The organism is Pseudomonas sp. BP8, assembly GCF_017875955.1.
Lineage (GTDB): Bacteria > Pseudomonadota > Gammaproteobacteria > Pseudomonadales > Pseudomonadaceae > Aquipseudomonas.
Genome location: NZ_JAGINK010000001.1, coordinates 5286348 through 5309416, shown reverse-complemented (window position 1 = coordinate 5309416; position 23069 = coordinate 5286348). Strand labels below are relative to the sequence as shown.

Below are 23069 nucleotides of genomic sequence, written 5' to 3'. Positions count from 1 at the left end.
TGCAGCCCAGCGCTGTTGCTTGTGCTAGGGTGCATCCATCCCCCTTTCCAGGACATGTGCAGACCTATGCTTCCCAGGCTCACCGAAAAAGAACTCGACCGTCTCGAAGACTTGTTGATTACCTACGGCAACGATTTCTCGGTGCTCAACTTGGCCGAGCTCAATGGCTTTTTCACCGCATTGGCCAGCTCGCCAAATGTGGTCACTCCAGAAAAATGGCTGCCGGCCGTCAGCGGTGGCAAGGTTCCCAAGTTCAAGCGCCCGGCCCATGAAGAGGCTTACACCGCGCTGATGCTGCGCTACTACAACGACGTAGCCGCCGAGCTGGCGGAGCAGCTCGATGACTTCGAGCCGTTGTTCGAAGAGAGTGAAGGCGAGGAAGGCCCGGCAATCATTCTGGAAGAATGGTGCTTTGGTTACATGCGTGCTACCCAGGTAGCGCAATGGGATCAATTGCCGCCCGAGCAGGACACGTTGCTCAAGGCCATTTCGTTGCATGGCCTGGAAGATAATTTCGAACTGCTTGATGCGATGAGCTTCGAACAATTGCAAGCCTGTGTGCCCGGCGTGGTCGCCGCGGCACGTGCTCTTTATCGTCATTATCGTTTATAGGAAGGACTGCAATGAACGGCTCACTCAGCGATGAAGAACTCGACCGCCTGCAAGAGGTGCTTTTCCACTACGGCAACGATGATGCAATTTTCGATGTCAGTGAACTGGATGGATTTTTCACAGCGCTGTGCAGCTCGATAACCCTGGTTCAGCCTAGCCAATGGCTGGTCGAGGTAGCCGGCGGGGTGCTTCCGGAGTTCGACACGAAGGCACAAGCCGATGAGTATTTCAACCTCATCACCCGCTTCTACAATGATATTGCCAACACCCTGTCCGAGGCCCTCGACGAGTTCGAGCCGATGTTTGAGGTCAGGGAAAACGACGAGGGGGAGGTCATTGTTCTCGAGGACTGGTGCTTCGGCTACATGCGCGGCGTTGCGCTGGCCCAATGGGATGAGCTTGCGCCTGAGCAAGCGTCGTTGCTCCAGGTCATCGCCCTGCATGGCCTGGAAGAGAACTTCAAGCAGCTCGACAACCTGAGCTTCGTGGAGCATCAAGCCACGGTGCCGTTGGTGGTCGAGGCTGTTCGTGAGTTGTATCAGTATCACCGGCAACTGCGTCATTGAGGCGAGCCCTCACTGCGCAGTCGTGCCGGAGACACTTCTCCTGTAACGCCGCCTGACCTGTAGGGGCGGCATCGCCGCTCCTACAGAAGTTTCTGCCAATCAATCAATACGCGCTGCCTCACTCATCCGAGCGATGGCGATATTATTTCGATTGGCGAAATTATGGATTGCTTCTGGCGCTGATTCTACTGCCAAGCAAACAGGTTCAGTCTGTACTCCACACGTACACAGAGTGGAGTACACGCCATGCCTACCCCGATCAAGCTGTACAACTTCCCCAAATCCGGCCACGCCCACCGCATCGAATTGATGCTCTCTTTGCTCCAGCTGCCGACTGAGCTGGTCTTCGTTGACTTGGCCAAGGGCGCACATAAACAACCTGATTTTCTTGCCCTCAACCCCTTCGGCCAGGTGCCGGTGATCGATGACAACGGCGTCATCCTGGCCGACTCCAATGCCATCCTTGTCTACCTGGCGAAAACCTATGATGAAGGTCGCTGGCTGCCCGAAGCTCCCGTGCCCGCGGCCCACGTTCAGCGCTGGCTGTCGGTCGCGGCAGGGCCGCTCGCCTATGGCCCGGCCGCTGCGCGCCTGGTGACCGTGTTCGGCGCTTCGTTCAACAGCGAAGAAGTCATTGCCCGCGCTCACACCCTGCTGGCACTGATGGACAGCGAGTTGGCCAAGTCGACGTTCCTCGTCGGAGATACGCCGACCATCGCCGATGTCGCCAACTACTCCTACATAGCCCACGCCCCCGAGGGCAATGTTTCGCTGGAGGCGTACGCCCATGTCCAGGCGTGGCTGGCGCGCATCGAAGCGCTGCCCGGCTTTGTCGGCATGCCGCACACCACCGCCGGCCTGCACGCCGCCCCCTGATCCTGTCCACTGCCCGAGAGGAGTGCATCATGCAGCCGATCCCCAGACACCGCACTTCGCCTTGGCACGCCGGCGAGAAGACGCTCCAGGAACAGGCTGGCGTTGCCCAACGCATGGAGGCATTCGGGCAGAAAGTCATCCGCGATTACATGCCTGACCAGCACCGCGACTTCTACCAGCAGTTGCCGTTCATGGTGGCGGGCGCGGTCGATGAACAGGGCAGGCCTTGGGCAACCTTGATCGAAGGGCCTGAAGGCTTCGTCAGCTCGCCCGATTCGCGCAGCTTGCTGATCGACAGCCCCGTGCCAGACGACGATCCGGCAGCCGCAGGCTTGCCGGCGGGTCAGGCCATCGGCCTGCTCGGTATCGAACTGCACACGCGCCGGCGTAATCGCATCAACGGCCTGATTCAGGCCGCCACCGAGGGGCAACTGCAGGTGCAGGTGGAGCAGGCGTTCGGCAACTGTCCGCAGTACATTCAACTGCGTGACTATCAGCGCGTAGACGAACCCCCACAGCCGCGCGAGGATTCGCCCACGCTGGACCCTCGGGCGATGGCGATGATCGAAGCGGCTGACACCTTTTTCGTGGCAAGCTTCGTCGACTACGACGATGGGCTGCGCTCTGTGGATGTCTCGCACCGCGGCGGTCGTGCAGGCTTCGTCAAGGTCGAGGGTAACCGTCTGACCATCCCCGATTACGCTGGCAACCTGCATTTCAACACCCTCGGCAATCTGCTGGTGAACCCGCTGGCGGGGCTGCTGTTCGTTGATTTTGCCAGTGGCAATGTGCTGCAGCTGTCAGGGCGAACCGAGCTCATCCTGGACAGCCCGACGATCACGGCGTTCGCGGGCGCTGAGCGGTTGTGGGCCTTGGAGGTCGAGCAGGTGGTCTGGCGCCCGGCGGCTATATCCCTGCGTTGGGCGTTCGGTGGTTATGCCCCCACCAGCCTGATGACCGGCACTTGGGCAGAAGCACAGCAGCAGCTTGAGCTGGGTGAGCACAAGGCGCGCTGGCTGGCCTGGCGGGTAGCGCGGGTCGAGCAGGAGAGCCGTGATATCCGCTCCTACTACCTGCAGCCGCCCAGTGACACGCCGCTGCCGTTTACCGCCGGGCAGCACCTTCCCATGCGCGTCCAGCTTGACCAAGGGCCGCCGCTAATCCGCACTTACAGCGTGTCCAGCGCACCGTCTGACGGCTACTTGCGGATCAGCGTCAAGGCCCAGGGAGCGGTGTCGCGTTATCTGCATGAGCGGGTCGAGGTGGGCGACATGCTGGAGGTCCGCGCGCCGATGGGCAGCTTCGTCCTTGACAGCAGCAGCCCGCGGCCGCTGGTACTGATTGCGGCGGGAGTGGGCATCACGCCATTGATGGCGATGTTGCGCGAGCAGCTGGCGCTGGACCAGGGCCGGCAGATCCATCTGTTTCAGGGCGCGCGCAGCCTGGCTGACCTGCCGTTTCAGCAGGAGCTGGCGACCTTGCGTCACGCGGCAGGGGGACGCTTGCAAGTGCATCGCGCCGTGAGCCTGCCGGAAGCTGACGCCGTGCCAGGACGCGATTACGAGCTTGCCGGGCGGCTGGGTATCGAGCAGATCAAGGCCCGGCTGATGCTGGACGACTACGATTTTTATGTGTGCGGGCCGGCCAGCTTTACCCAGGACATCTATGAAGGGCTGCGTGCGCTGCGGGTGGCGGATACGCGCATTCATGCCGAAGCCTTTGGCCCATCGACCCTGCGCCGGCATGGCGACGGAGAACCGGCGGTGCAGGTGCAGCCGCCAGCGGCCACTGAGTCGGTACCGGTGTTTTTCGCAGGCTCGGCCAAGGAGGCGCGCTGGCAGCCTGGCAGTGGCAGCTTGCTGGAGCTGGCCGAGCGTCGCGGCTTGACGCCGGAGTTCAGCTGTCGGGGCGGTTCGTGTGGCACCTGCAAGACGCGCTTGGTCAGCGGCCAGGTGCATTATCCCAATCCGCCGGCGGAGTTGCCTGAGCCTGGCACGGTGTTGATCTGTTGTGCGGTGCCGGCGGTGGCAGATGGATCGCAAGCGCTGGTGCTGGACTTGTAGACATTGATGTCTGCGTCGCTAATTTTCCCTTGTGACCATGGCCCCGCCCCACGAATAATCGTCCATGACAGGAGAGGGGCGCGCAATGGATCAGATCCACCTGATGAAGGTGTTGGTAGCCGTCGCTGAGCTGGAGAGTTTCGCCGGTGCCGCGCGGCGTCTGGATATCTCGCCCGCTGCAGTTACTCGCGCGGTGGTCACGCTCGAGGCAAGCCTCGGCGTCAAGCTGCTGCTGCGCACCACCCGCAGCGTGCGCCTGACCGACGCCGGCAGCCGCTATCTGGAAGACAGCCGCAACATTCTCGCCGCGCTTCACGAGGCCAACGCCGCAGCTGCAGGCATCAATGCCGCACCAAAGGGCAACCTCTCGGTCACCGCGCCCTTGCTGTTTGGCAAGGTCTTTGTCATGCCCTGCATTGTCGACTACCTGCAGGCATACCCCGAAGTGGATGTAGCGGCGTACTTCCTCGATCGGGTGGTCAACCTGGTGGAGGAGGGCATGGACGTCGCGGTGCGTATCGGCCCATTGCCGGATTCGGGGCTCAAGGCCGTGCGTGTCGGTCAGGTGCGCCGGCTGCTGTGTGCTTCGCCAGCGTACCTGGCGCAGCATGGCCTGCCGCAGCATCCGCAGGCGCTGTCCGCGCATACCGTGATCGCCGCCAGTGGCGTGTCACCGCAACTGGACTGGAAGTTCGGGCCGGCCCAGGCACCGCTCCAGGTCCGCATCAAGCCACGCCTGACCGTGACCAGCAATGACGCCGCGATCGTTGCCGCAAGTGCTGGGCTGGGGATCGCCCGCTTGCTGTCGTACCAGGTGGCGGATGAGCTGGCGGCGGGGCGTTTGCAGGTGGTGCTTGACGCGTATGAGGAGGCGCCTTGGCCGATTCACGTGGTGCATCGCGAGAGCAAGTACGGCTCGGCCAAGGTACGGGTGTTCATCGACCGGCTGGTGGAACATCTACGCGCGCACCAGTATCTGAATTGATCAGCTTCGGGGTAAGACCACGATGGGGTTGCCTGGGCAGGGTGCCAACCCCCTAGCGACTCAGCGGCTGGTAGGCCATTCTGAACCCCAGGCTGACATGCTCGCCCTGGCTCAGCAAACGTAACCCCGGCCGCCCGGGCAGATGATGGGCGTTGATCGGATGGCTTACCGGCTCAAAGCAGAAAAATCCCTGGTCCTGTGGGCAGAACAGCAGGTAGTGATCGGTGCCGCTGGCGCTGCACTGCAACTGATAGCCCGCGCTGGGCTGGACGATCGTGCACGCCCCCTGCCACCCCGAGAAAGCGTGATCGACCACCCGCTGTGGCAGTGCGCTCAAGGTCTCGAAGCGCCAGTCTTCAGGGATCTCCTCCTGCCGCGACGGCAGCGTGTCAGCCTCGCCCAGCCACACTTGGCGCGCCGGTGCCAGCAACTGGGTATCGTCATGGCGCGGGAAGTACGGATGCAACCCCAACCCATGCCAGGTCGGCCGCAGGTCAAGGTGCGTCACCTGCAGATCAAGGCTCAGGCAGCCCTCATCCAGGCTCACGTGGAGTGTTGCCCGGTAGGCAAACGGCAGGCGACTTTCGAGGGTCAGGCAGGCATGGTCGCTACCTTGATGGCTCACCCGCCACGGCTGTTGCCAAGCGCTGCCATGGATGGCGTAGGGGCTGTTGTCGGTATTGGGCGGCAACGCCAGCCAACCATCAGGGCGCTCGAAACCGCCCTCGGCAATGCGGTTCGACCACGGTGCCAGTGGATAGCAGCCGAGCCGGCGTGGCGAGCCGGACGCCAGCGCGGCGGCGTCGCTGTGGCGCAGCAGCGGTTGGCCAGTTTTCTTCACCTGCCAGTTGACCAGACTGCCACCGACGCTTGGCGCCAGGCTCAAGCGGGTCAGGCGGTCTTCAAGATGCACTTCGTGCGGGGACATCCAGAGCTTCCTTTACACGTGGATTTGCGACTGCCAGCGCAGGCCGCTCAGGCCGACCGACGGTAGGTCAGCAGCACGATCCCGCACACCACCACGGCGCCGCCGAGCAGTTGCAGGGTACTCAGCTGTTGATTGAGCAATGCCCAGCCCAGCAGCAAGGTAGCGATCGGTTCGACGTTCATCACCGGCGCGTTCTGTGCCATGTTCAGCCGCGGTACGCAGACAAACAGCAAGGTAAACGCCACGCCATACAGCACCACCAGGCTCGCCAGGGCGATCCAGCCGGTGCTGCTGCCGGGCAGCGACAGCCCGCCGGGCACCAGGCCGCCGGCGCCTGCGACCAGCATGCTGCTGAACACGATCAGCAAGGTCAGCAGGCTGCGCACCGGCCCGCGTACCCCAGCCAGCTTGTGATCGGTGATCCACAGCGCGCAGGCAAACACACAGGCGGCGCAGAACGCCAGGCTCACGCCGAGGGTCCAGTCGGGGTTGGACTCGCCGCTGTCGGCCAGCCGCGACGGCACATCCAGCGCCAGCACCAGGCCGATCAGGATCAGCCCCATCAGCAGCACCGTGCGCCGCGTCGGTCGCGGCCCGCCGAGGGCCCAGCTGAGCAACGCCAGCAGGATCGGGAAGGTATTGCCGACCAGCAGCGCCAACGCCACCGGAATCCTCGCCACTGCCGAGTACAGACACAGGCTCTGCGTGGCAATCAGCAGGCCCAGCAGCAATTGCCAGCGGCGTGAGCCGGCAGGCAGGCCCAGCGGCTGGCGCTGCCACAGCACCAGCGCAGCCAGTGCCAACAGGGTGATGCCGGAGCGACAGAGGATCGCCAATAAAACCCCGGTGTCGTTATCGAAGGCGATCCGCGCGGCGATGTGGTTGCCGGCAAACGCGCACGCCAGCAGCGCCAACAGGGCGACCGCCAGCTTGCGCGGGAAGAGGGTTGAGACGCTAGGGCTCAAAGCAGAAGGGACAGCCATGTGCACAAATCCATTTGCAAAGGGAGGGCGGGCCGCGCGGGCCCGCCTGAGGCAGTTACAGCACCACGCTAGGCAGCCATAGCGAAATTGCCGGGATGTAGGTCACGGCTATCAGCACCAGGAACAGCGCCGCGTAGAACGGCAGCAGCGCCTTGACCGTGGACTCGATGCTGACCTTGCCGATTGCCGAACCGACAAACAGCACCGCGCCCACCGGTGGCGTGATCAGGCCGATACCGAGGTTGACCAGCATGATCATGCCGAACTGCACCGGGTCGACGCCGATACCAACGATCACCGGCAGCAGGATCGGCGTAAGAATCAGGATCAGCGGCGCCATGTCCATCACCGTGCCCAGCAGCAAGAGCATGAAGTTGATGCACATCAGGATCACGTAACGGTTGTCCGACAGGGTCAGGAACATCGTGGTGATCTTCGCCGGGATCTGCATCAGCGTCATGACATAGCCGAAACTGGCGGCAAAGCCGATCAGGATCATCACGATGGAAATGGTCCGCACCGTGCGATGCATCAGTTTCGGCAGGTCGCGCCATTTGTAGTCGCGGTAGATGAACATGGTCACGAAGAACGACCAGACCACCGCGATCGCCGCCGACTCGGTGGCGGTGAACACCCCGGACAGAATGCCGCCGAGGATGATCACCATGGCCATCAGGCCCCACAGTGCTTCACCGGCAATTTTCAGCGCCTGGCGCAGCGGGATCACTTCGCCCTTGGGGTAGTTGCGCTTCTTGGCGAAGATCAGGCACAGGCCCATCAGCATCGCGCTCATCAGCAACCCAGGCATTACCCCGGCCATGAACAGCGAGGCAATCGACACGGTACCGCCGGCCGCCAGCGAGTAGAGCACCGAGTTGTGGCTAGGCGGCGTCAGCAGCGCCTGCACCGAACCACTGACGGTCACCGCCGTGGAAAACTCGCGCGGGTAGCCTTTGCGCTCCATTTCCGGGATCAGCACCGAACCGACCGAAGCGGTATCGGCCACCGAAGAGCCCGAGATCGCCCCAAAGAAGGTCGATGCGGTGATGTTGACCAGCGACAGGCCGCCGCGCACGAAGCCGACCAGCACCCCGGCGAAGGCCACCAGCCGGCGTGACATGCCGCCTTCGGCCATGATCGCGCCCGCCAGCACGAAGAACGGAATCGCCAGCAGCGAGAACTTGTTAACCCCACTGGCGACCTGAATCATCATCGCCTGCAGCGGGATGTCGATCCACCAGGCACCGATCAATGCAGCCAGGCCCAATGCGTAGGCTACCGGCATGCCGATCAGGATCAGCGCGATGAAACTGCCCAACAGAATGAACGCATCCATTTATGCCGCTCCTTCGTTTTCTTCGACCACGTCGAAGCGCATCACCTGGCGGTGGCTCTGGTCACCGAAGAGGAGTTTCTCCACGACGAACATCAGGGTGATCGCGCCGCCAATCGGAATCGGCGCGTAGGTCATGCCGACCCGCACCGACGGCAGGGTGGCGAGAAACTGCTTCCAGGTGGTCATGCACAGCTTGAAGCCGTAGTAGGTCATGAACACGCAGACCAACAGCATCAGTACCTGCACCAGTAGCGACGCAGCCTTGCGTTGTGCCGGCGGCAGGCGGTCGGTGACCATCGCCACTGCCATGTGCGCACCGGCCCGGTAGCTGGCGGCGGCGCCGATGAAGGCAAACACCACCATCAGCAGGATCGCCACCGGCTCCGGCCAGCTGGAGCCGGTGCCGAGCACATAACGGGCGAAGATGCCCCAGGGAATGATCAGCGTCATGGTCAGGATCGACAGACCCGCAACCCAGATGCAGCACTTGTACAAGGCGTCGTTCAGACGCAGAAACTGGTTTTTCATAGGCATCACCGAAGCCGCAGGGTGGCGAGTGCCACACTGCGGGAGTCATCTGGGAACGGGGCCGGGGTTACTGAACGTCGGCGATTCGCTTCATCAGGTCGGCGTATTGCGCACCGTATTTCTCGCGGACCGGCGCAGTGGCGTCGTAGAACGGCTTCTTGTCGACCTCGATGAACTCGACGCCGGCGGCCTTGAGTTTTTCTTCACTGGCAGCCGACTTGGCGTCCCACAGCGCGCGCTCTTCCATCTGCGCTTCGCGAGCGACCTTCTTCACCAGGGTCTGCTGCTCAGGGGTGAGCTTGTCCCAGGTGGTCTTGGACATCACCACCGGCTCCGGCAGGATCAGGTGGCCGGTCAGGGTGAAGTACTTGGCGCTCTGGAAATGGTTGTGTTCGAGCAGGGTCGGCGGGTTGTTCTCGGCACCGTCGATCACCCCGGTCTGCAGGGCGCTGAAGATCTCGCCGGTGTCCATGGCGATGCCGTTGCCGCCCATGGCGTTCATCATGTCGATGAACAGCGGGTTGCCCTGTACGCGAATCTTCATGCCCTTGAGGTCTTCGATCTTGCGCACCGGCTTCTTGGTGTAGAGGCTGCGCGTGCCGCCATCCATCCAGGCCAGGGCGACCAGGTTGAATTCGGAGTTGGTGATCTTGTCGAGAATTTCCTGGCCGATCTCGCCATCGATGATCTTGCGCATGTGCTCGTGATCGCGGAACACGAACGGCATGTTGAACACGTTCACATCGGGTACCACCGGGCCGACGATGCCGAGGCTGACGCGGGTCATCTGCACTGCACCGATCTGCGCCTGCTCGATCACTTCCTTCTCCGAGCCGAGCACGCCACCGGCGAACATCTTGAAGGTGATCTCGCCATTGCTGGCGGCTTCGAGCTTCTTGCCCATGTTCTGTTCGGCGACCACGGTGGGGTAGCCGGCCGGGTGGATTTCAGCGAACTTGATGTCCAGCGCAGACGCCGTGCCAGAGAGGCTGAAGGCGAACGGAAGTACGGCAAGGAGTAGCTTGCGTTTGAAGATCATGATGAAACTCCGGTGTTGTTATTATGTGGTTTCGCTCGTGTATGGCAGTGCTGGGCTCAGCCCCGGTAGGTCGGCTCCTCCAAGCCTTTGACGCCCGGGTTGAGGGCAAACACGCCGCCGGCCAACGGCTGGTCGGCGAGGTCGCCCGCGGGGCGAATCGAAGTGACGAACAGAGTGTCCATGCCGGCGCCGCCGAAGGCGCACATCGCCGGCTTTTTCACCGGCACGCTGAGCGAGCGGTCGAGCCGGCCGTCAGGCGTGAAGCGGTGCACCAGGCCAGCGTCGTTGCCGCAGATCCAGTAGCCGCCGTCGGCATCGATCGCGGCGCCGTCGGGGCGTCCGGGGAATGCCCGCATGTCAACGAACAGCCGCTGGTTGTGCGGCGTGCCGCTGTCAATGTCGTAATCGAAGACCCAGATGGTCTGCACGTCCGGGTGTGAGTCGGAGAGGTACATGCGCGTGCCGTCGGGGCTGAAGGCCAGGCCGTTGGGCACGATCATCGTGTCCAGTTGCAGGCGCAGCGCCTGGCCTTCGCCGTCATGCCGATACAGCGCACCGACGCGGGCGCCTTGCTGCATGTCCATCAGCATGGTTCCGGCCCAGAAACGCCCTTGCCGGTCGCAGCGCCCGTCGTTGAAACGCATGCCGTCGCGGGCATGTTCGACCGGGCTGACCAGGCGGCTGTCGAGCCCGCCCTGGGCGTTGACCGTCAGGTGGAAGAGGCCGCTCTGCATACCGGCGATCCAGCCACGGTCGGGGCTGGCGCAGCGGGCGATGCAGGCGAGCATCTCGTCGGCTTGCCAGCGGTCATGCGCACCATCGCTTGCGCGCCAGCGGTGCAGTTGGCCGGCGGGTATGTCGACCCAATACAAGGCCTGTTCAGTGGTGTGCCAGACCGGGCTTTCTCCGGTGGCGTTGCGCGCGTCAACGAGCAGTTCGCAGTGCGTCATGGGCCGGCTTCCTTAGCGGTCGTGGATCAGTCGAATGGCCCGGCAGCGACGAAGGCGCCGCCGTGATAGACCATCGAGGGATCGTCGGCCGCTGGCGCTGGCTGCGCTTCGACCTTGGCGCGGAACACTTCGGAGGAGTCTTTCGGCTGGTAGTTCAGGTGCGCGGCGTCGCGGTTGTCCCACCACACATCGCGGTTGGCAGAGGCGCCGTAGACCACCGTGTGGCCGACATCTGGGGTGAACAGCCCGCGTTCGATCAGCTGGGTCAGGTCGTCATAGCTGAGCCAGGTGCTGAGCATGCGGCGGTTCTGCGGTTCAGGGAACGACGAGCCGATGCGGATGCTCACGGTCTCGATGCCGTAGCGGTCGAAGTAGAAGCTGGCGACGTCTTCGCCATAGCATTTGGACAGGCCGTAGTAGCCGTCGGGGCGGCGCAGGGCATGGGCGTCGATGCGCTCGTCCTGCTGGTAGAAGCCGATGGTGTGGTTGGAACTGGCGAAGATGATCCGCTTGACCCCGTGCTTGCGCGCCGCCTCATAGAGGTGGAATACACCGCAGATATTCGGGCCGAGGATTTCTTCGAAGGGGCGTTCGACGGACACGCCGCCAAAGTGGCAAATAGCGTCGACGCCTTCGACCAACTGATGCACCGCGGCTTTGTCGGCCAGGTCGCATTCGACGATTTCTTCATGCGCGCCAGTGGCGGGGGCCATTGCCGCGATATCGGAGAGGCGCAGCACTTCGGCGTAACCCTTGAGGCGTTCGCGAAGCACTTGGCCGAGGCCGCCTGCGGCTCCAGTGAGCAGCAGGCGCTTGAACGGTGTGGGAGTCATGGCAAGCTCGTATTGTGTTTTGTTGTAGGTTGTCGTATGACTTTGCTGGATTATCGGTAGGGATTCCCGCCCTTGTCAATGCTCTGTATGTGGTTTTTAGCCGCTGAGCCGTGTGCGGTCAGTGCCGGCCTCTTCGCGGGGCAAGCCCGCTCCTACAGGTTGCGCGCAGGTCTCTAGAACAGCACTCCACCTGTAGGAGCGGGCTTGCCCCGCAAAGAGGCCGGCACAGCCGCCGTGGTTACAAGATCGAAAGCGGATAGTTGAAGATCAACCGATTCTCATCAAACTCGTTGTTGCTGAAATCCCGGCGAATCGTCGAGTTGCGCCATTTGACGCTCAGGTCCTTGAACGTCCCACTCTGAATCACATAGGCCAACTCCGACTCACGCACCCATTCCTTGCCATCGGTAACCACGCCACTGTGCACCTCGCGGCCGCTGATATAGCGGTTCATCAGGGTCAGCCCCGGTACGCCCACGGTGACGAAGTTGAAGTCATGGCGTACCTGCCACGAGCGCTCGTTGGCGTTGTCGAAACTGGCGTTGTAGCTGTCGTTGGCCAGCGTGCCGCCGCTGGTGCCGTTGACCCGCATCCAGGTGTCGCCGCTGACCTTCTGCAGCCCGACCCAGAAGGTGTTTCCGCCGTATTTGGCCGAGAACATCCCCGAGTAGGTCTTGTTGTCCAGCTTGCCGGCCCGCTCCGAGCCGTCTTCCTCGCCCTGGAAGTAGCCGAGGTTGGCGCCCAGCGTCCAGCTGCCGACCGGCTGGCTGTGGCTGACCTGCAGGTACTGCTGCTGGTAGACGTCCTTGAGCACCGCATTCCACAGGCCGACCAGGGTCCGGTCCTGGTTGAACTTGTATTCGCCGCCGACGAAGTTGAAGCGATCCGACAGGGCGCCGCCGTAGCCCATGTCCTCCATGCTCGCGTCATTACGCGGGCTGTTGGCGCGGAACTGGCCGCCGTAGAGGGTCAGCCCGGCGATTTCGTTGGACGTCACCTGGCCACCGCGCAAGGTTTGCGGCAGCGAGCGACCATCGTCCGAACGCAGGATCGGCAGCACCGGCATCCATTCACCGATCTTCAGCTCGGTCTTCGAGATCCGCGCCTTGCCGGCGACCGCCAAGCGTCCAAAGTTATCCGCCGGCCGGCCATCATCGTGGCGCGGCAGCAGTGCCGTGCCATAGGTACCGCCACCACCATCGAGCTTGACCGAATACAGCCCCAGCACGTCCACGCCAAAACCGATTGGCCCTTCGGTAAAGCCTGAGCGAGCGTCAAGAATGAAGCTCTGGGTCCATTCCTCGGCCTTGCTCTGCGGGTTGCTCGGGTCGACGAAGTTGCGGTTGATGTAGAAGTTGCGCAGGCCCAGCGTGGCCTTGGCGTCTTCCATGAAACCAGCGGCAAGACCGGCTTGCGGCAGCGCGCCAAGAGCGGTCGCGCCGAGCAAGGCGAAGGGGATGGATTGGCGGATTTTCATTATTGTTGTGCTCCCTAAGGGTGTAGCTATCCGTATGCCGGGCGCGGACAAGCGGCCAGCGGCAGTGGCGGTTGCAGAGGTGGCCTGGCAAGGCCGAGGGGTGAACGCGGTCAGCAGCGACCTAGGTGGCCACGGGTTTGTACGATGAGCTGTAGGTATCGAGCGGGCGGGGGTGACGCGAGAGGGCTGTCGTCATGGGGGACTCACGAATTGTTGTTTTTGTTGTGTGTTGTCGTACGACCTTGGCGAATTATTAACAAGTGGCAAAATGCTTGTCAACGCATTTGAGGCCCGTATGTGTGGGATGGGGCAGCCCGCCGTTTGAGCATGCCTACTGCCAATGCCGATAGAATCAGCCCCATGCATAGCCAGTCCCAATCACTTGGCGTCTGTTCGACGATTGCTATCGAACTCACCGTGCCAAACACAGGAATCAACAGTGACAACGGCGCCACTTGCGATGCTGGATACTCGCGTAGCAACAGGTTCCAGCCCCAATAGCAGAAATGGGTCGCCGCATACACTTGGAATGCTAGCGACAGTATTGCTACGCCATCCACTTGCGAGGGCAGCGCGATAAATGGCGTCGCCCCATGCAGCCACCAGGTCAGCAACAACAACGGGATCGGCGCGAACAAGCTGGCCCAAACCACGAACGCAAAGATTTCCCTCACCTTGGACAGCTTGATGATGACGTTGCCGACACTCCAGGCCAGCGCGCTGACCATCACCAGCAGGAAGCCCACCGTCGTTGCATGACCTGTGCTGCCCATCAGGATGCCCACCAAGCCGATTGCCGCCAGCACCATGCCGAGCACCTGCGGCCCGGTCAGGCGTTCGCGAAACAGCAGCACGCCCCAGCCAAGGGTGAAAAACGCACTGAACTGAATGAGTAGCGCAGCGCTGCCTGGCGGTACGCCCATGGCAATACCCAGATTGATCAGCGCCCACATGGCCACCCCGAAAATCAGGCCATAGGCCGCCACCCATTGCATGGCGACATTTGGCCGCTTCACCAGAAAGACCCACGGCAAGGCGGCCAGGGTGAAGCGTATAGCGGTCAACAACAATGGATCGATGCTGGCCAGGCCGAGTTTGGTGATGGGGAAGTTGACGCCCCATACCGCCGTCACCAGCACGGCCAATATCAAATGTTTTCTCTGCATGGTCAGGCGCTCTTTCCTCAAGCTCCGGCGGGACGCCGTGAAGGGCGTGAAATATGCCGCGCCGGCGCCTGGCCCGCTTTCAATTCAAGGTCAAATACCCTTAAAGTCGGGCCATGCACAATACTGACCGCACGCGCTACCCAGAAATCTCGGGTGATCTGCTGGTGACCCGCAAGGATTACGCCGACGGCGATCACTTCCCGATGCACAGCCATGCCCGCGGCCAGTTCGCCTACGCGGCGTGCGGCGTCATCACTGTCGAAACCGAAGCGGGCAGCTGGGCCGTCCCGCCGCTCAGGGCCATCTGGGTGCCCGCGCAGCGTGCGCATGCCATGCAGATGCGCGGCCCGGTGACCATGCTCAACGGCTATGTGTGCCCGCGCGCTGCGCAGCGTTTGAGGTTGCCTGGGCATTGCCAGGTATTGGCTGTGTCGCCGTTGCTCCGGCAACTGCTTGAGCAGGCGGTGGCGCTCCCCGCGCGGTATCCGGCCAACGGGCGCGAAGCGCATCTGCTGGGGCTGCTGCTGCATGAGATCGCCGTGATGCCGGCACAGTCGCTGAATGCGCCCATACCGGCCGAGCCGCGCCTTGCGCAGGCCTGCAGCGCGTTTCTGGCGGCGCCCTGCCTGGAGGTGGGTATAGACGCCATGGCTGAGCGCGTTGGCATGAGCCGGCGCACCTTTACGCGCCAGTTCCGCCTGCATACCGGGATCAGTTTTCTGGAATGGCGGCAGCAGGCGTGCCTGTTGGCGGCGGTGGTGCGACTGGGCAACGGCGAGTCGGTCACGCGGGTTGCGATGGAGCTTGGCTATAGCAGCCCAAGCGCTTTCTCGACAGTGTTCAAACGTGCGCTTGGCGAGATCCCCAGTCGCTACTTTTCAGCCCCGTAGCCCCGGGGCGACAAGCCACTCTCGGCAACGCCACACCTCCCTTGTAGGAGCGGCCTTGTGTCGCGAAAGGGCTGCAAAGCAGCCCCGGCGAGCTAAAGCCAAACGCATGTGCAAAGGTCAGCGCCAAGCCGCCGGTCACATCGCTCATTGAACAATCCAGGCATGCCTTCCAGCCCCCAGCCGACAACCGTGACCGGCTGCCACGAGCCAATCCATCCAACGCCCATAAAAAAAGGCTGCCATTCAGGCAGCCTTCTTCGGTTTCGAGCCAGACAATCAGTCCCAGCTCAACGCCCCACCCGTCTGATACTCGATCACACGCGTCTCAAAGAAGTTCTTCTCTTTCTTCAAGTCCATGATCTCGCTCATCCACGGGAACGGGTTGTTCGTCCCTGGGTACTCTTCCTTCAAGCCAATCTGGGTCAGGCGACGGTTAGCGATGAACTTGAGGTAGTCCTCCATCATCGCCGCGTTCATGCCCAGCACGCCACGGGGCATGGTATCGCGCGCGTATTCGATCTCCAGCTGGGTCCCTTGCAGGATCATCTGGGTCGCTTCTTCCTTCATCGCCGCGTCCCACAGGTGCGGGTTCTCGATCTTGATCTGGTTGATCACGTCGATGCCGAAGTTCAGGTGCATCGACTCGTCACGCAGGATGTACTGGAACTGCTCGGCAACGCCGGTCATCTTGTTGCGACGGCCCATCGACAGGATCTGGGTAAAGCCGCAGTAGAAGAAGATGCCTTCCAGAACGCAGTAGTAGGCGATCAGGTTGCGCAGCAGCTCTTTGTCGGTCTCTGGGGTGCCGGTGTTGAATTCCGGGTCGGAGATGGCGCGGGTGTACTTCAGGCCCCAGGCGGCTTTTTTCGCGACCGACGGGATCTCGTGGTACATGTTGAAGATCTCGCCTTCATCCATGCCCAGCGACTCGATGCAGTACTGGTAGGCGTGGGTGTGGATCGCCTCTTCGAAGGCCTGGCGCAGGATGTACTGGCGGCACTCGGGGTTGGTGATCAGGCGGTACACGGCCAGGGCCAGGTTGTTGGCAACCAGCGAGTCGGCAGTCGAGAAGAAGCCGAGGTTACGCATGACGATGCGGCGCTCGTCATCGGTCAGGCCGTCCTGGTCTTTCCACAGGGCGATGTCCGCGGTCATGTTGACCTCTTGCGGCATCCAGTGGTTGGCACAGCCGTCGAGGTACTTCTGCCAGGCCCAGTCGTACTTGAACGGGACCAGCTGGTTGAGGTCGGCGCGGCAGTTGATCATGCGCTTTTCGTCAACGGCAACGCGGGCGGCGGAGCCTTCGAGCTCAGCCAGGCCTTCAGCGATATCGAGGTCGTTCAGGGCCGCTTTGGCACGCTTGACGGCATCGGAGTCGCTGGCAGTGGCCGCACGGGCTTCGAGGGCGGCGGCACCGCCAGCACTGTCGAGCTTGTCGAGCGTGGCGGCAGCGGCGGCCTGCGCGGGGCTGCTGCTTTTGGCAGCAACTTCGGTGTCTTCTTTATCGAATTCGTCCCAGCTCAGCATGGTGAGGTTTTCCTGCTTGAGGGCCATCTATGAAGTATGGCCGATGGATCTTGGTTGCGGTGCGTTAGCCCCGTTGGGGTAGTGCAGTGCACGCAAATCTGGAGTGGCCCTGTCCGGGCCGCCGGGGCAGTTGGAGCCACGGCTTATTGTGTTTGGCTGGGGAGAGGCGGCGGGGATGCCAGCCTCTGCGCGGGCAAGCCCGCTCCCACAGGGTCCGCAGTGTCGCGGCAAAAGCGTTGAGGCTTCCTTGAGAGGAAGCCTCGGCGAGGCCTTATTGGCAGGCTTCGCAATCCGGCTCGTCGATCGCGCAGGCCTTCGGCACAGGTGCTGGACCTGCAGCCTGGACCGGGGCGCTGTCGCCGCCGCTGGAAACGGCGTTGAGCTTGCCGGTGTTGATGGTCGACTTCTCGGTGCTGGTCGCGGCCAGGGCACGGAGGTAGTAGGTGGTTTTCAGACCACGGTACCAGGCCATGCGGTAGGTCACGTCGAGCTTCTTGCCCGAAGCGCCGGCGATGTACAGGTTCAGCGACTGCGCCTGGTCGATCCACTTCTGGCGACGGCTGGCGGCATCGACGATCCACTTGGTGTCGACTTCGAACGCAGTGGCGTACAGCGCCTTGAGCTCTTGCGGGATACGCTCGATCTGCTGCACCGAACCGTCGTAGTACTTCAGGTCGTTGATCATGACCGAGTCCCACAGGCCGCGGGCCTTGAGGTCGCGAACCAGGTACGGGTTGATCACGGTGAACTCGCCGGAGAGGTTCGATTTCACGTACAGGTTCTGGTAGGTCGGCTCGATCGACTGCGATACGCCAGTGATGTTGGCGATGGTCGCGGTTGGCGCGATGGCCATGATGTTCGAGTTACGAATACCTTTCTGTACGCGAGCACGGACCGGTGCCCAGTCCAGGGTCTCGTTCAGGTCGACGTCGATGTACTTCTGGCCACGGGCCTCGATCAGGATCTGTTGCGAATCCAGCGGCAGGATGCCTTTGGACCACAGCGAACCCTGGAAGGTCTCGTAGGCGCCACGCTCGTCGGCCAGGTCGCACGAAGCCTGGATCGCGAAGTAGCTGACTGCTTCCATCGACTTGTCGGCGAACTCGACGGCAGCGTCGGAACCGTAGGCGATGTGCTGCAGGTACAGCGCGTCCTGGAAGCCCATGATGCCCAGGCCGACCGGACGGTGCTTGAGGTTCGAGTTACGCGCCTGCGGTACCGAGTAGTAGTTGATGTCGATCACGTTGTCGAGCATGCGCACGGCAGTGTTGACGGTGCGCTGCAGCTTGGCGGTGTCCAGCTTGCCATCGACGATGTGGTTCGGCAGGTTGATCGAGCCCAGGTTGCAGACCGCGATCTCATCCTTGTTGGTGTTCAAGGTGATCTCGGTGCACAGGTTCGAGCTGTGCACCACGCCGACGTGCTGCTGCGGCGAACGCAGGTTGCACGGGTCTTTGAAGGTCAGCCATGGGTGGCCGGTCTCGAACAGCATCGAGAGCATCTTGCGCCACAGGTCCTTGGCCTGGATGGTCTTGAACACCTTGATCTTGTTGTACTCGGTCAGGGCTTCGTAGTACTCGTAACGCTCTTCGAAGGCCTTGCCGGTCAGGTCGTGCAGATCAGGTACTTCGTTCGGCGAGAACAGGGTCCACTGGCCGTCATCGAAGACACGCTTCATGAACAAGTCAGGGATCCAGTTGGCGGTGTTCATGTCGTGGGTACGACGACGATCATCACCGGTGTTCTTGCGCAGCTCGATGAACTCTTCGATGTCCAGGTGCCAGGTTTCCAGGTAAGCGCAGACCGCGCCTTTGCGCTTGCCGCCCTGGTTGACCGCAACAGCGGTGTCGTTGACCACTTTCAGGAAGGGTACGACGCCCTGGGATTTGCCGTTGGTGCCCTTGATGTAGGAGCCCAGCGCACGCACCGGGGTCCAGTCGTTGCCCAGGCCACCGGCGAATTTCGACAGCATGGCGTTGTCGTGGATCGCGTGGTAGATGCCCGAGAGGTCGTCCGGCACGGTGGTCAGGTAGCAGCTCGACAGCTGTGGACGCAGGGTACCGGCGTTGAACAGGGTCGGGGTCGAAGCCATGTAGTCGAACGACGACAACAGGTTGTAGAACTCGATCGCACGGGCTTCTTTGTCTTTCTCTTCCAGCGCCAGGCCCATGGCCACACGCATGAAGAATACCTGCGGCAGCTCGAAGCGCACGCCATCCTTGTGGATGAAGTAGCGGTCGTACAGGGTCTGCAGGCCGAGGTAGGTGAACTGCTGGTCGCGCTCGTGGTTGATCGCCTGGCCCAGACGCTCCAGGTCGAAGTCGGCCAGGGCCGGGTTGAGCAGCTCGAACTCGATACCCTTGGCGACGTAGGCCGGCAGGGCCTTGGCGTACAGCTCGGCCATCTCGTGGTGGGTGGCGCTGTCGGCGACGCCGAGGAAGCCCAGGCCTTCGGCACGCAGGGTGTCCATCAGCAGGCGGGCGGTGACGAACGAGTAGTTCGGCTCACGCTCGACCAGGGTACGCGCGGTCATCACCAGGGCGGTATTGACGTCCTTGAGGGCGACGCCGTCGTACAGGTTCTTGAGGGTTTCGCGCTGGATCAGCTGGCCATCGACTTCGGCCAGGCCTTCGCAGGCTTCGCTGATGATGGTGTTCAGGCGCGCCATGTCCAGCGGCGCCTTGCTGCCGTCGGCCAGGGTGATGCGGATCGACGGGTGCGGCTCGACCACGGCATCGGTGTTGGCGCGGGTCGCACGCTCTTTGGCGCGCTGGTCGCGGTAGATCACGTAGTCACGGGCGACTTTCTGCTCGCCGGCGCGCATCAGGGCCAGTTCGACCTGGTCCTGGATCTCTTCGATATGGATGGTGCCACCCGATGGCATGCGACGCTTGAACGTGGCGGTGACCTGTTCGGTCAGGCGCGCGACGGTGTCGTGGATGCGCGACGAAGCGGCGGCGGTACCGCCTTCAACTGCGAGGAACGCCTTGGTGATGGCCACGGTGATCTTGTCGTCGGTGTAGGCGACGACAGTGCCGTTACGCTTGATCACGCGCAGTTGGCCAGGCGCGGTGGCAGCCAGATCCTGGTTCGAATCGGCGGCCTGAGGCGCTTGGCCCTGCGGGTTCTCGCGAGTTGTGTCGGTTTGCATGGGTGGGTGTCTCCACAGTTTCTATAGTGTTCGGGCGCCTTGTGGGCGCCCACCGTTCCATCCGCCAGTTCGATCACCCGAGCGGGGACACCACGCGCACGTGGATCCGCCTCCTCGGGTTTACCGACTTCGGGACAGACTCAGGAATAAGGGCAATAGCTTGCCGCTCCCTGGCCGAAGTCAAAGGTTTTGAGCCGCGGCCCAAAAACTGTTGCTGTCGGGGTCGCCAGGCGATGCCTGCAACACCCATACCCGAACAAGACCGCTTGGACGGGCTTGCCTCGGTCGCCTCCGCAGGAGCGGTTTGGCTGCTGAAATCACCGTAAGTTCAGGCGGAAAAATCGCTTGAGTTTCGGCGCTGACTTGTGTTTGTGATTTGTCTACGAACCCCAACATGTAGTGGTTCGCTGCAATGGAGATACAAGATAATGCGGTCGCGGGGTGTTTGCAAGGCGAGCGCCTGTGGATAACTTGTGCACAGATTGTGTGTGATTCTTGGGTATTGGCTGTAGGCCTTGTCCCCAGAGGTTTTCACTTTTTTTCTGCGTGTGTACGGCCCATTGCAGATTTTTCGGGGGCGCACCCTATCACATAAATCGGTGCAGTCCAGTGTGGCGTTGAGGAGATTGGCAGGGGTGGGTGTGCGACGTAGTATCCGCTGAGGATGTTGCTTTTTTATTTTGGCCTGGGGCCTGTGTCGAGGGGTGCCGGCCTTTTCGCGGGGCAAGCCCGCTCCTACAGGGGTTGCGCCATTCAGGAATCAGCGCACGCCCCTGTAGGAACGGGCTTGCCCCGCGAAGAGGCCGGCACAGCCCGTACACAACGACAATAACGAGAGGAAGGCCATGGACCAGCCAAGCAACCGTATCCTCATCGTCGAGGACGACCAGCGTCTCGCCGAGCTCACCGCCGAGTACCTCCAGGCCAACGGCTTCGAGGTGGCGGTCGAGGGCGATGGCGGGCGGGCAGTGCGGCGCATCGTCGACAGCCAGCCCGACCTGGTCATCCTCGACCTGATGCTGCCCGGCGAAGACGGCCTGAGCATCTGTCGCCGGGTGCGCAGCCAGTACGCCGGGGTGATCCTCATGCTCACCGCCCGCAGTGACGAGCTCGACCAGGTCCAGGGCCTCGACCTGGGTGCCGACGACTACGTCTGCAAACCCGTGCACCCGCGCCTGCTGCTGGCCCGCATCAATGCCCTGCTGCGCCGCAGCGACAGCCCCGAGAACAAGCCGCAAGCGCTGCGCTTTGGCGCCCTGCGCATCGACCATGGCCTGCGCGAGGCCTGGCTCGACCAGCAGTCGATCGACCTCACCAGCGCTGAATTCGACCTGCTCTGGCTGCTCGCCAGCCACGCCGGACGGGTGCTGTCGCGCGAGCAGATCTTCACCGCGCTGCGCGGCGTCGGTTACGACGGCCAGGACCGCTCCATCGACGTGCGCATTTCCAAGATCCGGCCGAAGATCGGCGATGATCCCATCCACCCACGGCTGATCAAGACCCTGCGCAGCAAAGGCTATCTGTTTGTCGGCGAGGCGGCCCAGCCCTGATGAATTCGATCTTCCTGCGCATCTATGGCGGCATGCTCGGCGTGCTGGTGCTGGTGGGGGTACTGGGTGTGCTCAGCCTGCACCTGGTCAACCTGGTGCGCGCCGATCAGCACCGCGAGCGCCTGGCCCAGGGCACCTTCAGCCTGATGGCCGACAACCTGGCCCCGCAGAACGAAGTCGAGCGCAAGCGCTCGCTGTTGATCTGGGAACGCTTGCTCGGCGTCCCCCTTGATCTGCAGCCCATGACCCAACTGAGCCTTGATGGCAGCCAGCGCGCACGGCTGTACCGCGACCTGGTGGTAGTGGAAAAGACCGGCCCGCATGCCGCCCGGGTGTTGCGCCGGGTCGGCCGCGAAGACCTGTTGCTGGTGGCTCAGGTCAAGCAGGTCAGCGAACAGCTGGCGCGAGCCACCCTGTACCTGCTCGCCGACGAACTGGTGCGCTACCCGGTGACCGAGCAACAGCGGCGCCTGGCCGAGCTCAAACAAAGCAAGGGCTTTGGTTTCGACGTCAGCCTGCAGCGCCTCGAGCGGGCCGGCCTCGATGACGACCAGCGGCATCGGGTGGAGGAGGGCGACACGGTGATGGCGCTGGACAAGGAGGGCGATTCGATCCGCGTGTTCGCCAGCCTGCCCGGCTCACCCTGGGTGCTGGAGATCGGCCCGCTGTACCAGCTCAATCTGTACCCACCGCAACTGTTGATCCTGATCGCCTTTCTTGGCCTGTGCCTGATCGGCCTGGTGGTGTACCTGTTGGTGCGCCAACTGGAGCGGCGCGTGTCTGGCCTGGAGAATGCTGCCACGCGCATTGCCCAGGGCAGCCTGGACACCCGCGTGCCGGCCGGCGACGCCGACTCGGTAGGGCGCCTGGCGGCGGCCTTCAATGGCATGGCCGAGCACCTGCAGCGCTCGCTGAGCATGCAGCGCGAGCTGGTGCGGGCAGTCTCGCATGAGCTGCGCACGCCGGTGGCGCGGCTGCGCTTCGGCCTGGAGATGATCGAAAGCGCCAGCACCGAGCAGGCCCGCGCCAAGCACCTGGCGGGCATGGATGGCGACATCCAGGACCTCGACCGGCTGGTTGACGAGATGCTCACCTACGCCCGCCTTGAGCAGGGCGCACCGGCGCTGAAGTTCCAGGCCGTCGACCTGGATGCCTTGCTCGATCGGGTGATTGCCGAGCTGGCGCCGCTGCGCCCAGGTATCAAGGTGCTGCGTGGGGCGTGCCAGGCACTGGATGCGCAGGCAGGCGCCTGGGTCGACGCCGAACCGCGTTACCTGCACCGCGCCCTGCAGAACCTGGTCAGTAACGCCATGCGCCACGCTGAAAACCAGGTACGGCTGAGCTACCAAGTCGGTCAGCAGCGCTGCCGGATCGATGTCGAGGATGATGGCCCGGGTATTCCTGAAGGTGTCTGGGACCGGATCTTCACCCCCTTCACCCGCCTCGACGACAGCCGCACGCGCGCCTCTGGCGGGCATGGCCTGGGGCTGTCGATCGTGCGGCGGATTATCCACTGGCACGGCGGGCGGGCTTTGGTCGGGCGCAGCGAAGGTCTGGGCGGCGCCTGTTTCAGCCTGAGCTGGCCACGCGAGCAGGCGCCAACCTGAAG

The 23069-nt window shown here is 62.8% G+C and carries 19 protein-coding genes; 8 read left to right on the top strand and 11 right to left on the bottom strand.

Annotated elements, in window-relative coordinates:
- Nucleotides 1-66 precede the first annotated feature (66 nt).
- From J3B00_RS23210 to J3B00_RS23190, 5 genes are all read left to right on the top strand, one after another.
- Nucleotides 67-612, top strand: coding sequence for a UPF0149 family protein (locus tag J3B00_RS23210; protein ID WP_209872568.1), 546 nt, complete (start codon nucleotides 67-69; stop codon nucleotides 610-612).
- A gap of 11 nt (nucleotides 613-623) precedes the next feature.
- Complete coding sequence (locus J3B00_RS23205) at nucleotides 624-1178, top strand: UPF0149 family protein (protein WP_209872564.1); 555 nt, start codon at nucleotides 624-626, stop codon at nucleotides 1176-1178.
- A 246-nt stretch (nucleotides 1179-1424) separates the two neighbouring features.
- Nucleotides 1425-2054, top strand: coding sequence for a glutathione S-transferase (locus tag J3B00_RS23200; protein ID WP_209872561.1), 630 nt, complete (start codon nucleotides 1425-1427; stop codon nucleotides 2052-2054).
- 29 nt (nucleotides 2055-2083) lie between these two features.
- On the top strand, nucleotides 2084-4117 hold the full coding sequence (locus J3B00_RS23195; protein ID WP_209872558.1) for a pyridoxamine 5'-phosphate oxidase family protein: 2034 nt from the start codon (nucleotides 2084-2086) through the stop codon (nucleotides 4115-4117).
- Nucleotides 4118-4202: 85 nt separating this feature from the next.
- Complete coding sequence (locus J3B00_RS23190; protein WP_209872555.1) at nucleotides 4203-5102, top strand: LysR family transcriptional regulator; 900 nt, start codon at nucleotides 4203-4205, stop codon at nucleotides 5100-5102.
- A gap of 52 nt (nucleotides 5103-5154) precedes the next feature.
- Here the strand turns inward: J3B00_RS23190 and J3B00_RS23185 are convergent, their stop codons facing one another.
- The 9 genes from J3B00_RS23185 to J3B00_RS23145 all read right to left on the bottom strand — a co-directional run bounded on the left by J3B00_RS23185 (nucleotide 5155) and on the right by J3B00_RS23145 (nucleotide 14342).
- Nucleotides 5155-6030, bottom strand: coding sequence for an aldose 1-epimerase (locus J3B00_RS23185; protein ID WP_209872552.1), 876 nt, complete (start codon nucleotides 6028-6030; stop codon nucleotides 5155-5157).
- 47 nt (nucleotides 6031-6077) lie between these two features.
- The gene (locus J3B00_RS23180) at nucleotides 6078-7013 is read right to left on the bottom strand and encodes a DMT family transporter (protein WP_209872549.1); all 936 of its coding nucleotides are present in this window, start codon (nucleotides 7011-7013) and stop codon (nucleotides 6078-6080) included.
- A 55-nt stretch (nucleotides 7014-7068) separates the two neighbouring features.
- On the bottom strand, nucleotides 7069-8349 hold the full coding sequence (locus J3B00_RS23175; RefSeq protein WP_209872546.1) for a TRAP transporter large permease: 1281 nt from the start codon (nucleotides 8347-8349) through the stop codon (nucleotides 7069-7071).
- On the bottom strand, nucleotides 8350-8877 hold the full coding sequence (locus J3B00_RS23170; RefSeq protein WP_209872543.1) for a TRAP transporter small permease: 528 nt from the start codon (nucleotides 8875-8877) through the stop codon (nucleotides 8350-8352). It abuts the gene before it with no gap.
- A gap of 67 nt (nucleotides 8878-8944) precedes the next feature.
- Nucleotides 8945-9916: a TRAP transporter substrate-binding protein gene (locus tag J3B00_RS23165; RefSeq protein ID WP_209872540.1), complete on the bottom strand. Its 972-nt coding sequence runs from the start codon at nucleotides 9914-9916 to the stop codon at nucleotides 8945-8947.
- Nucleotides 9917-9972: 56 nt separating this feature from the next.
- Nucleotides 9973-10866: an SMP-30/gluconolactonase/LRE family protein gene (locus tag J3B00_RS23160; protein WP_209872537.1), complete on the bottom strand. Its 894-nt coding sequence runs from the start codon at nucleotides 10864-10866 to the stop codon at nucleotides 9973-9975.
- Nucleotides 10867-10892: 26 nt separating this feature from the next.
- Nucleotides 10893-11699, bottom strand: coding sequence for an NAD(P)-dependent oxidoreductase (locus tag J3B00_RS23155; RefSeq protein ID WP_209872533.1), 807 nt, complete (start codon nucleotides 11697-11699; stop codon nucleotides 10893-10895).
- A 238-nt stretch (nucleotides 11700-11937) separates the two neighbouring features.
- Nucleotides 11938-13176: an OprD family porin gene (locus J3B00_RS23150; protein WP_209872531.1), complete on the bottom strand. Its 1239-nt coding sequence runs from the start codon at nucleotides 13174-13176 to the stop codon at nucleotides 11938-11940.
- A 275-nt stretch (nucleotides 13177-13451) separates the two neighbouring features.
- The gene (locus J3B00_RS23145; protein ID WP_209875115.1) at nucleotides 13452-14342 is read right to left on the bottom strand and encodes an EamA family transporter; all 891 of its coding nucleotides are present in this window, start codon (nucleotides 14340-14342) and stop codon (nucleotides 13452-13454) included.
- Between the two features lie 113 nt (nucleotides 14343-14455).
- On the opposite strand from J3B00_RS23145, the gene J3B00_RS23140 reads away from it, so the two are divergent.
- Complete coding sequence (locus tag J3B00_RS23140; protein WP_209872528.1) at nucleotides 14456-15232, top strand: helix-turn-helix transcriptional regulator; 777 nt, start codon at nucleotides 14456-14458, stop codon at nucleotides 15230-15232.
- Nucleotides 15233-15508: 276 nt separating this feature from the next.
- Here J3B00_RS23140 and J3B00_RS23135 read toward each other — a convergent pair whose 3' ends face one another.
- Both J3B00_RS23135 and J3B00_RS23130 read right to left on the bottom strand, forming a co-directional pair.
- On the bottom strand, nucleotides 15509-16759 hold the full coding sequence (locus J3B00_RS23135) for a ribonucleotide-diphosphate reductase subunit beta (protein WP_209872525.1): 1251 nt from the start codon (nucleotides 16757-16759) through the stop codon (nucleotides 15509-15511).
- Nucleotides 16760-17030: 271 nt separating this feature from the next.
- Nucleotides 17031-19910 (bottom strand): ribonucleoside-diphosphate reductase subunit alpha, encoded by a 2880-nt coding sequence (locus J3B00_RS23130; RefSeq protein WP_209872522.1) that lies wholly within the window; start codon nucleotides 19908-19910, stop codon nucleotides 17031-17033.
- Between the two features lie 845 nt (nucleotides 19911-20755).
- Here J3B00_RS23130 and J3B00_RS23125 point away from each other — a divergent pair.
- Together J3B00_RS23125 and J3B00_RS23120 are read left to right on the top strand one after the other, a co-directional pair.
- A complete protein-coding gene (locus J3B00_RS23125) occupies nucleotides 20756-21460 on the top strand; it encodes a response regulator transcription factor (protein ID WP_209872519.1) in 705 nt (234 codons plus the stop codon).
- Nucleotides 21457-23067, top strand: a complete 1611-nt coding sequence (locus J3B00_RS23120) for an ATP-binding protein (protein WP_209875112.1) — start codon at nucleotides 21457-21459, stop codon at nucleotides 23065-23067. The genes J3B00_RS23125 and J3B00_RS23120 overlap by 4 nt, the downstream gene beginning before the upstream one ends.
- The last annotated feature ends 2 nt before the right edge of the window (nucleotides 23068-23069 follow it).

Coding starts and splice junctions, on each gene's coding strand:
- J3B00_RS23210 (WP_209872568.1), top strand. CDS start 67: ATGCTTCCCAGGCTCACCGAAAAAGAACTCGACCGTCTCGAAGACTTG.
- J3B00_RS23205 (WP_209872564.1), top strand. CDS start 624: ATGAACGGCTCACTCAGCGATGAAGAACTCGACCGCCTGCAAGAGGTG.
- J3B00_RS23200 (WP_209872561.1), top strand. CDS start 1,425: ATGCCTACCCCGATCAAGCTGTACAACTTCCCCAAATCCGGCCACGCC.
- J3B00_RS23195 (WP_209872558.1), top strand. CDS start 2,084: ATGCAGCCGATCCCCAGACACCGCACTTCGCCTTGGCACGCCGGCGAG.
- J3B00_RS23190 (WP_209872555.1), top strand. CDS start 4,203: ATGGATCAGATCCACCTGATGAAGGTGTTGGTAGCCGTCGCTGAGCTG.
- J3B00_RS23185 (WP_209872552.1), bottom strand. CDS start 6,030: ATGTCCCCGCACGAAGTGCATCTTGAAGACCGCCTGACCCGCTTGAGC.
- J3B00_RS23180 (WP_209872549.1), bottom strand. CDS start 7,013: ATGGCTGTCCCTTCTGCTTTGAGCCCTAGCGTCTCAACCCTCTTCCCG.
- J3B00_RS23175 (WP_209872546.1), bottom strand. CDS start 8,349: ATGGATGCGTTCATTCTGTTGGGCAGTTTCATCGCGCTGATCCTGATC.
- J3B00_RS23170 (WP_209872543.1), bottom strand. CDS start 8,877: ATGAAAAACCAGTTTCTGCGTCTGAACGACGCCTTGTACAAGTGCTGC.
- J3B00_RS23165 (WP_209872540.1), bottom strand. CDS start 9,916: ATGATCTTCAAACGCAAGCTACTCCTTGCCGTACTTCCGTTCGCCTTC.
- J3B00_RS23160 (WP_209872537.1), bottom strand. CDS start 10,866: ATGACGCACTGCGAACTGCTCGTTGACGCGCGCAACGCCACCGGAGAA.
- J3B00_RS23155 (WP_209872533.1), bottom strand. CDS start 11,699: ATGACTCCCACACCGTTCAAGCGCCTGCTGCTCACTGGAGCCGCAGGC.
- J3B00_RS23150 (WP_209872531.1), bottom strand. CDS start 13,176: ATGAAAATCCGCCAATCCATCCCCTTCGCCTTGCTCGGCGCGACCGCT.
- J3B00_RS23145 (WP_209875115.1), bottom strand. CDS start 14,342: ATGCAGAGAAAACATTTGATATTGGCCGTGCTGGTGACGGCGGTATGG.
- J3B00_RS23140 (WP_209872528.1), top strand. CDS start 14,456: ATGCACAATACTGACCGCACGCGCTACCCAGAAATCTCGGGTGATCTG.
- J3B00_RS23135 (WP_209872525.1), bottom strand. CDS start 16,759: ATGCTGAGCTGGGACGAATTCGATAAAGAAGACACCGAAGTTGCTGCC.
- J3B00_RS23130 (WP_209872522.1), bottom strand. CDS start 19,910: ATGCAAACCGACACAACTCGCGAGAACCCGCAGGGCCAAGCGCCTCAG.
- J3B00_RS23125 (WP_209872519.1), top strand. CDS start 20,756: ATGGACCAGCCAAGCAACCGTATCCTCATCGTCGAGGACGACCAGCGT.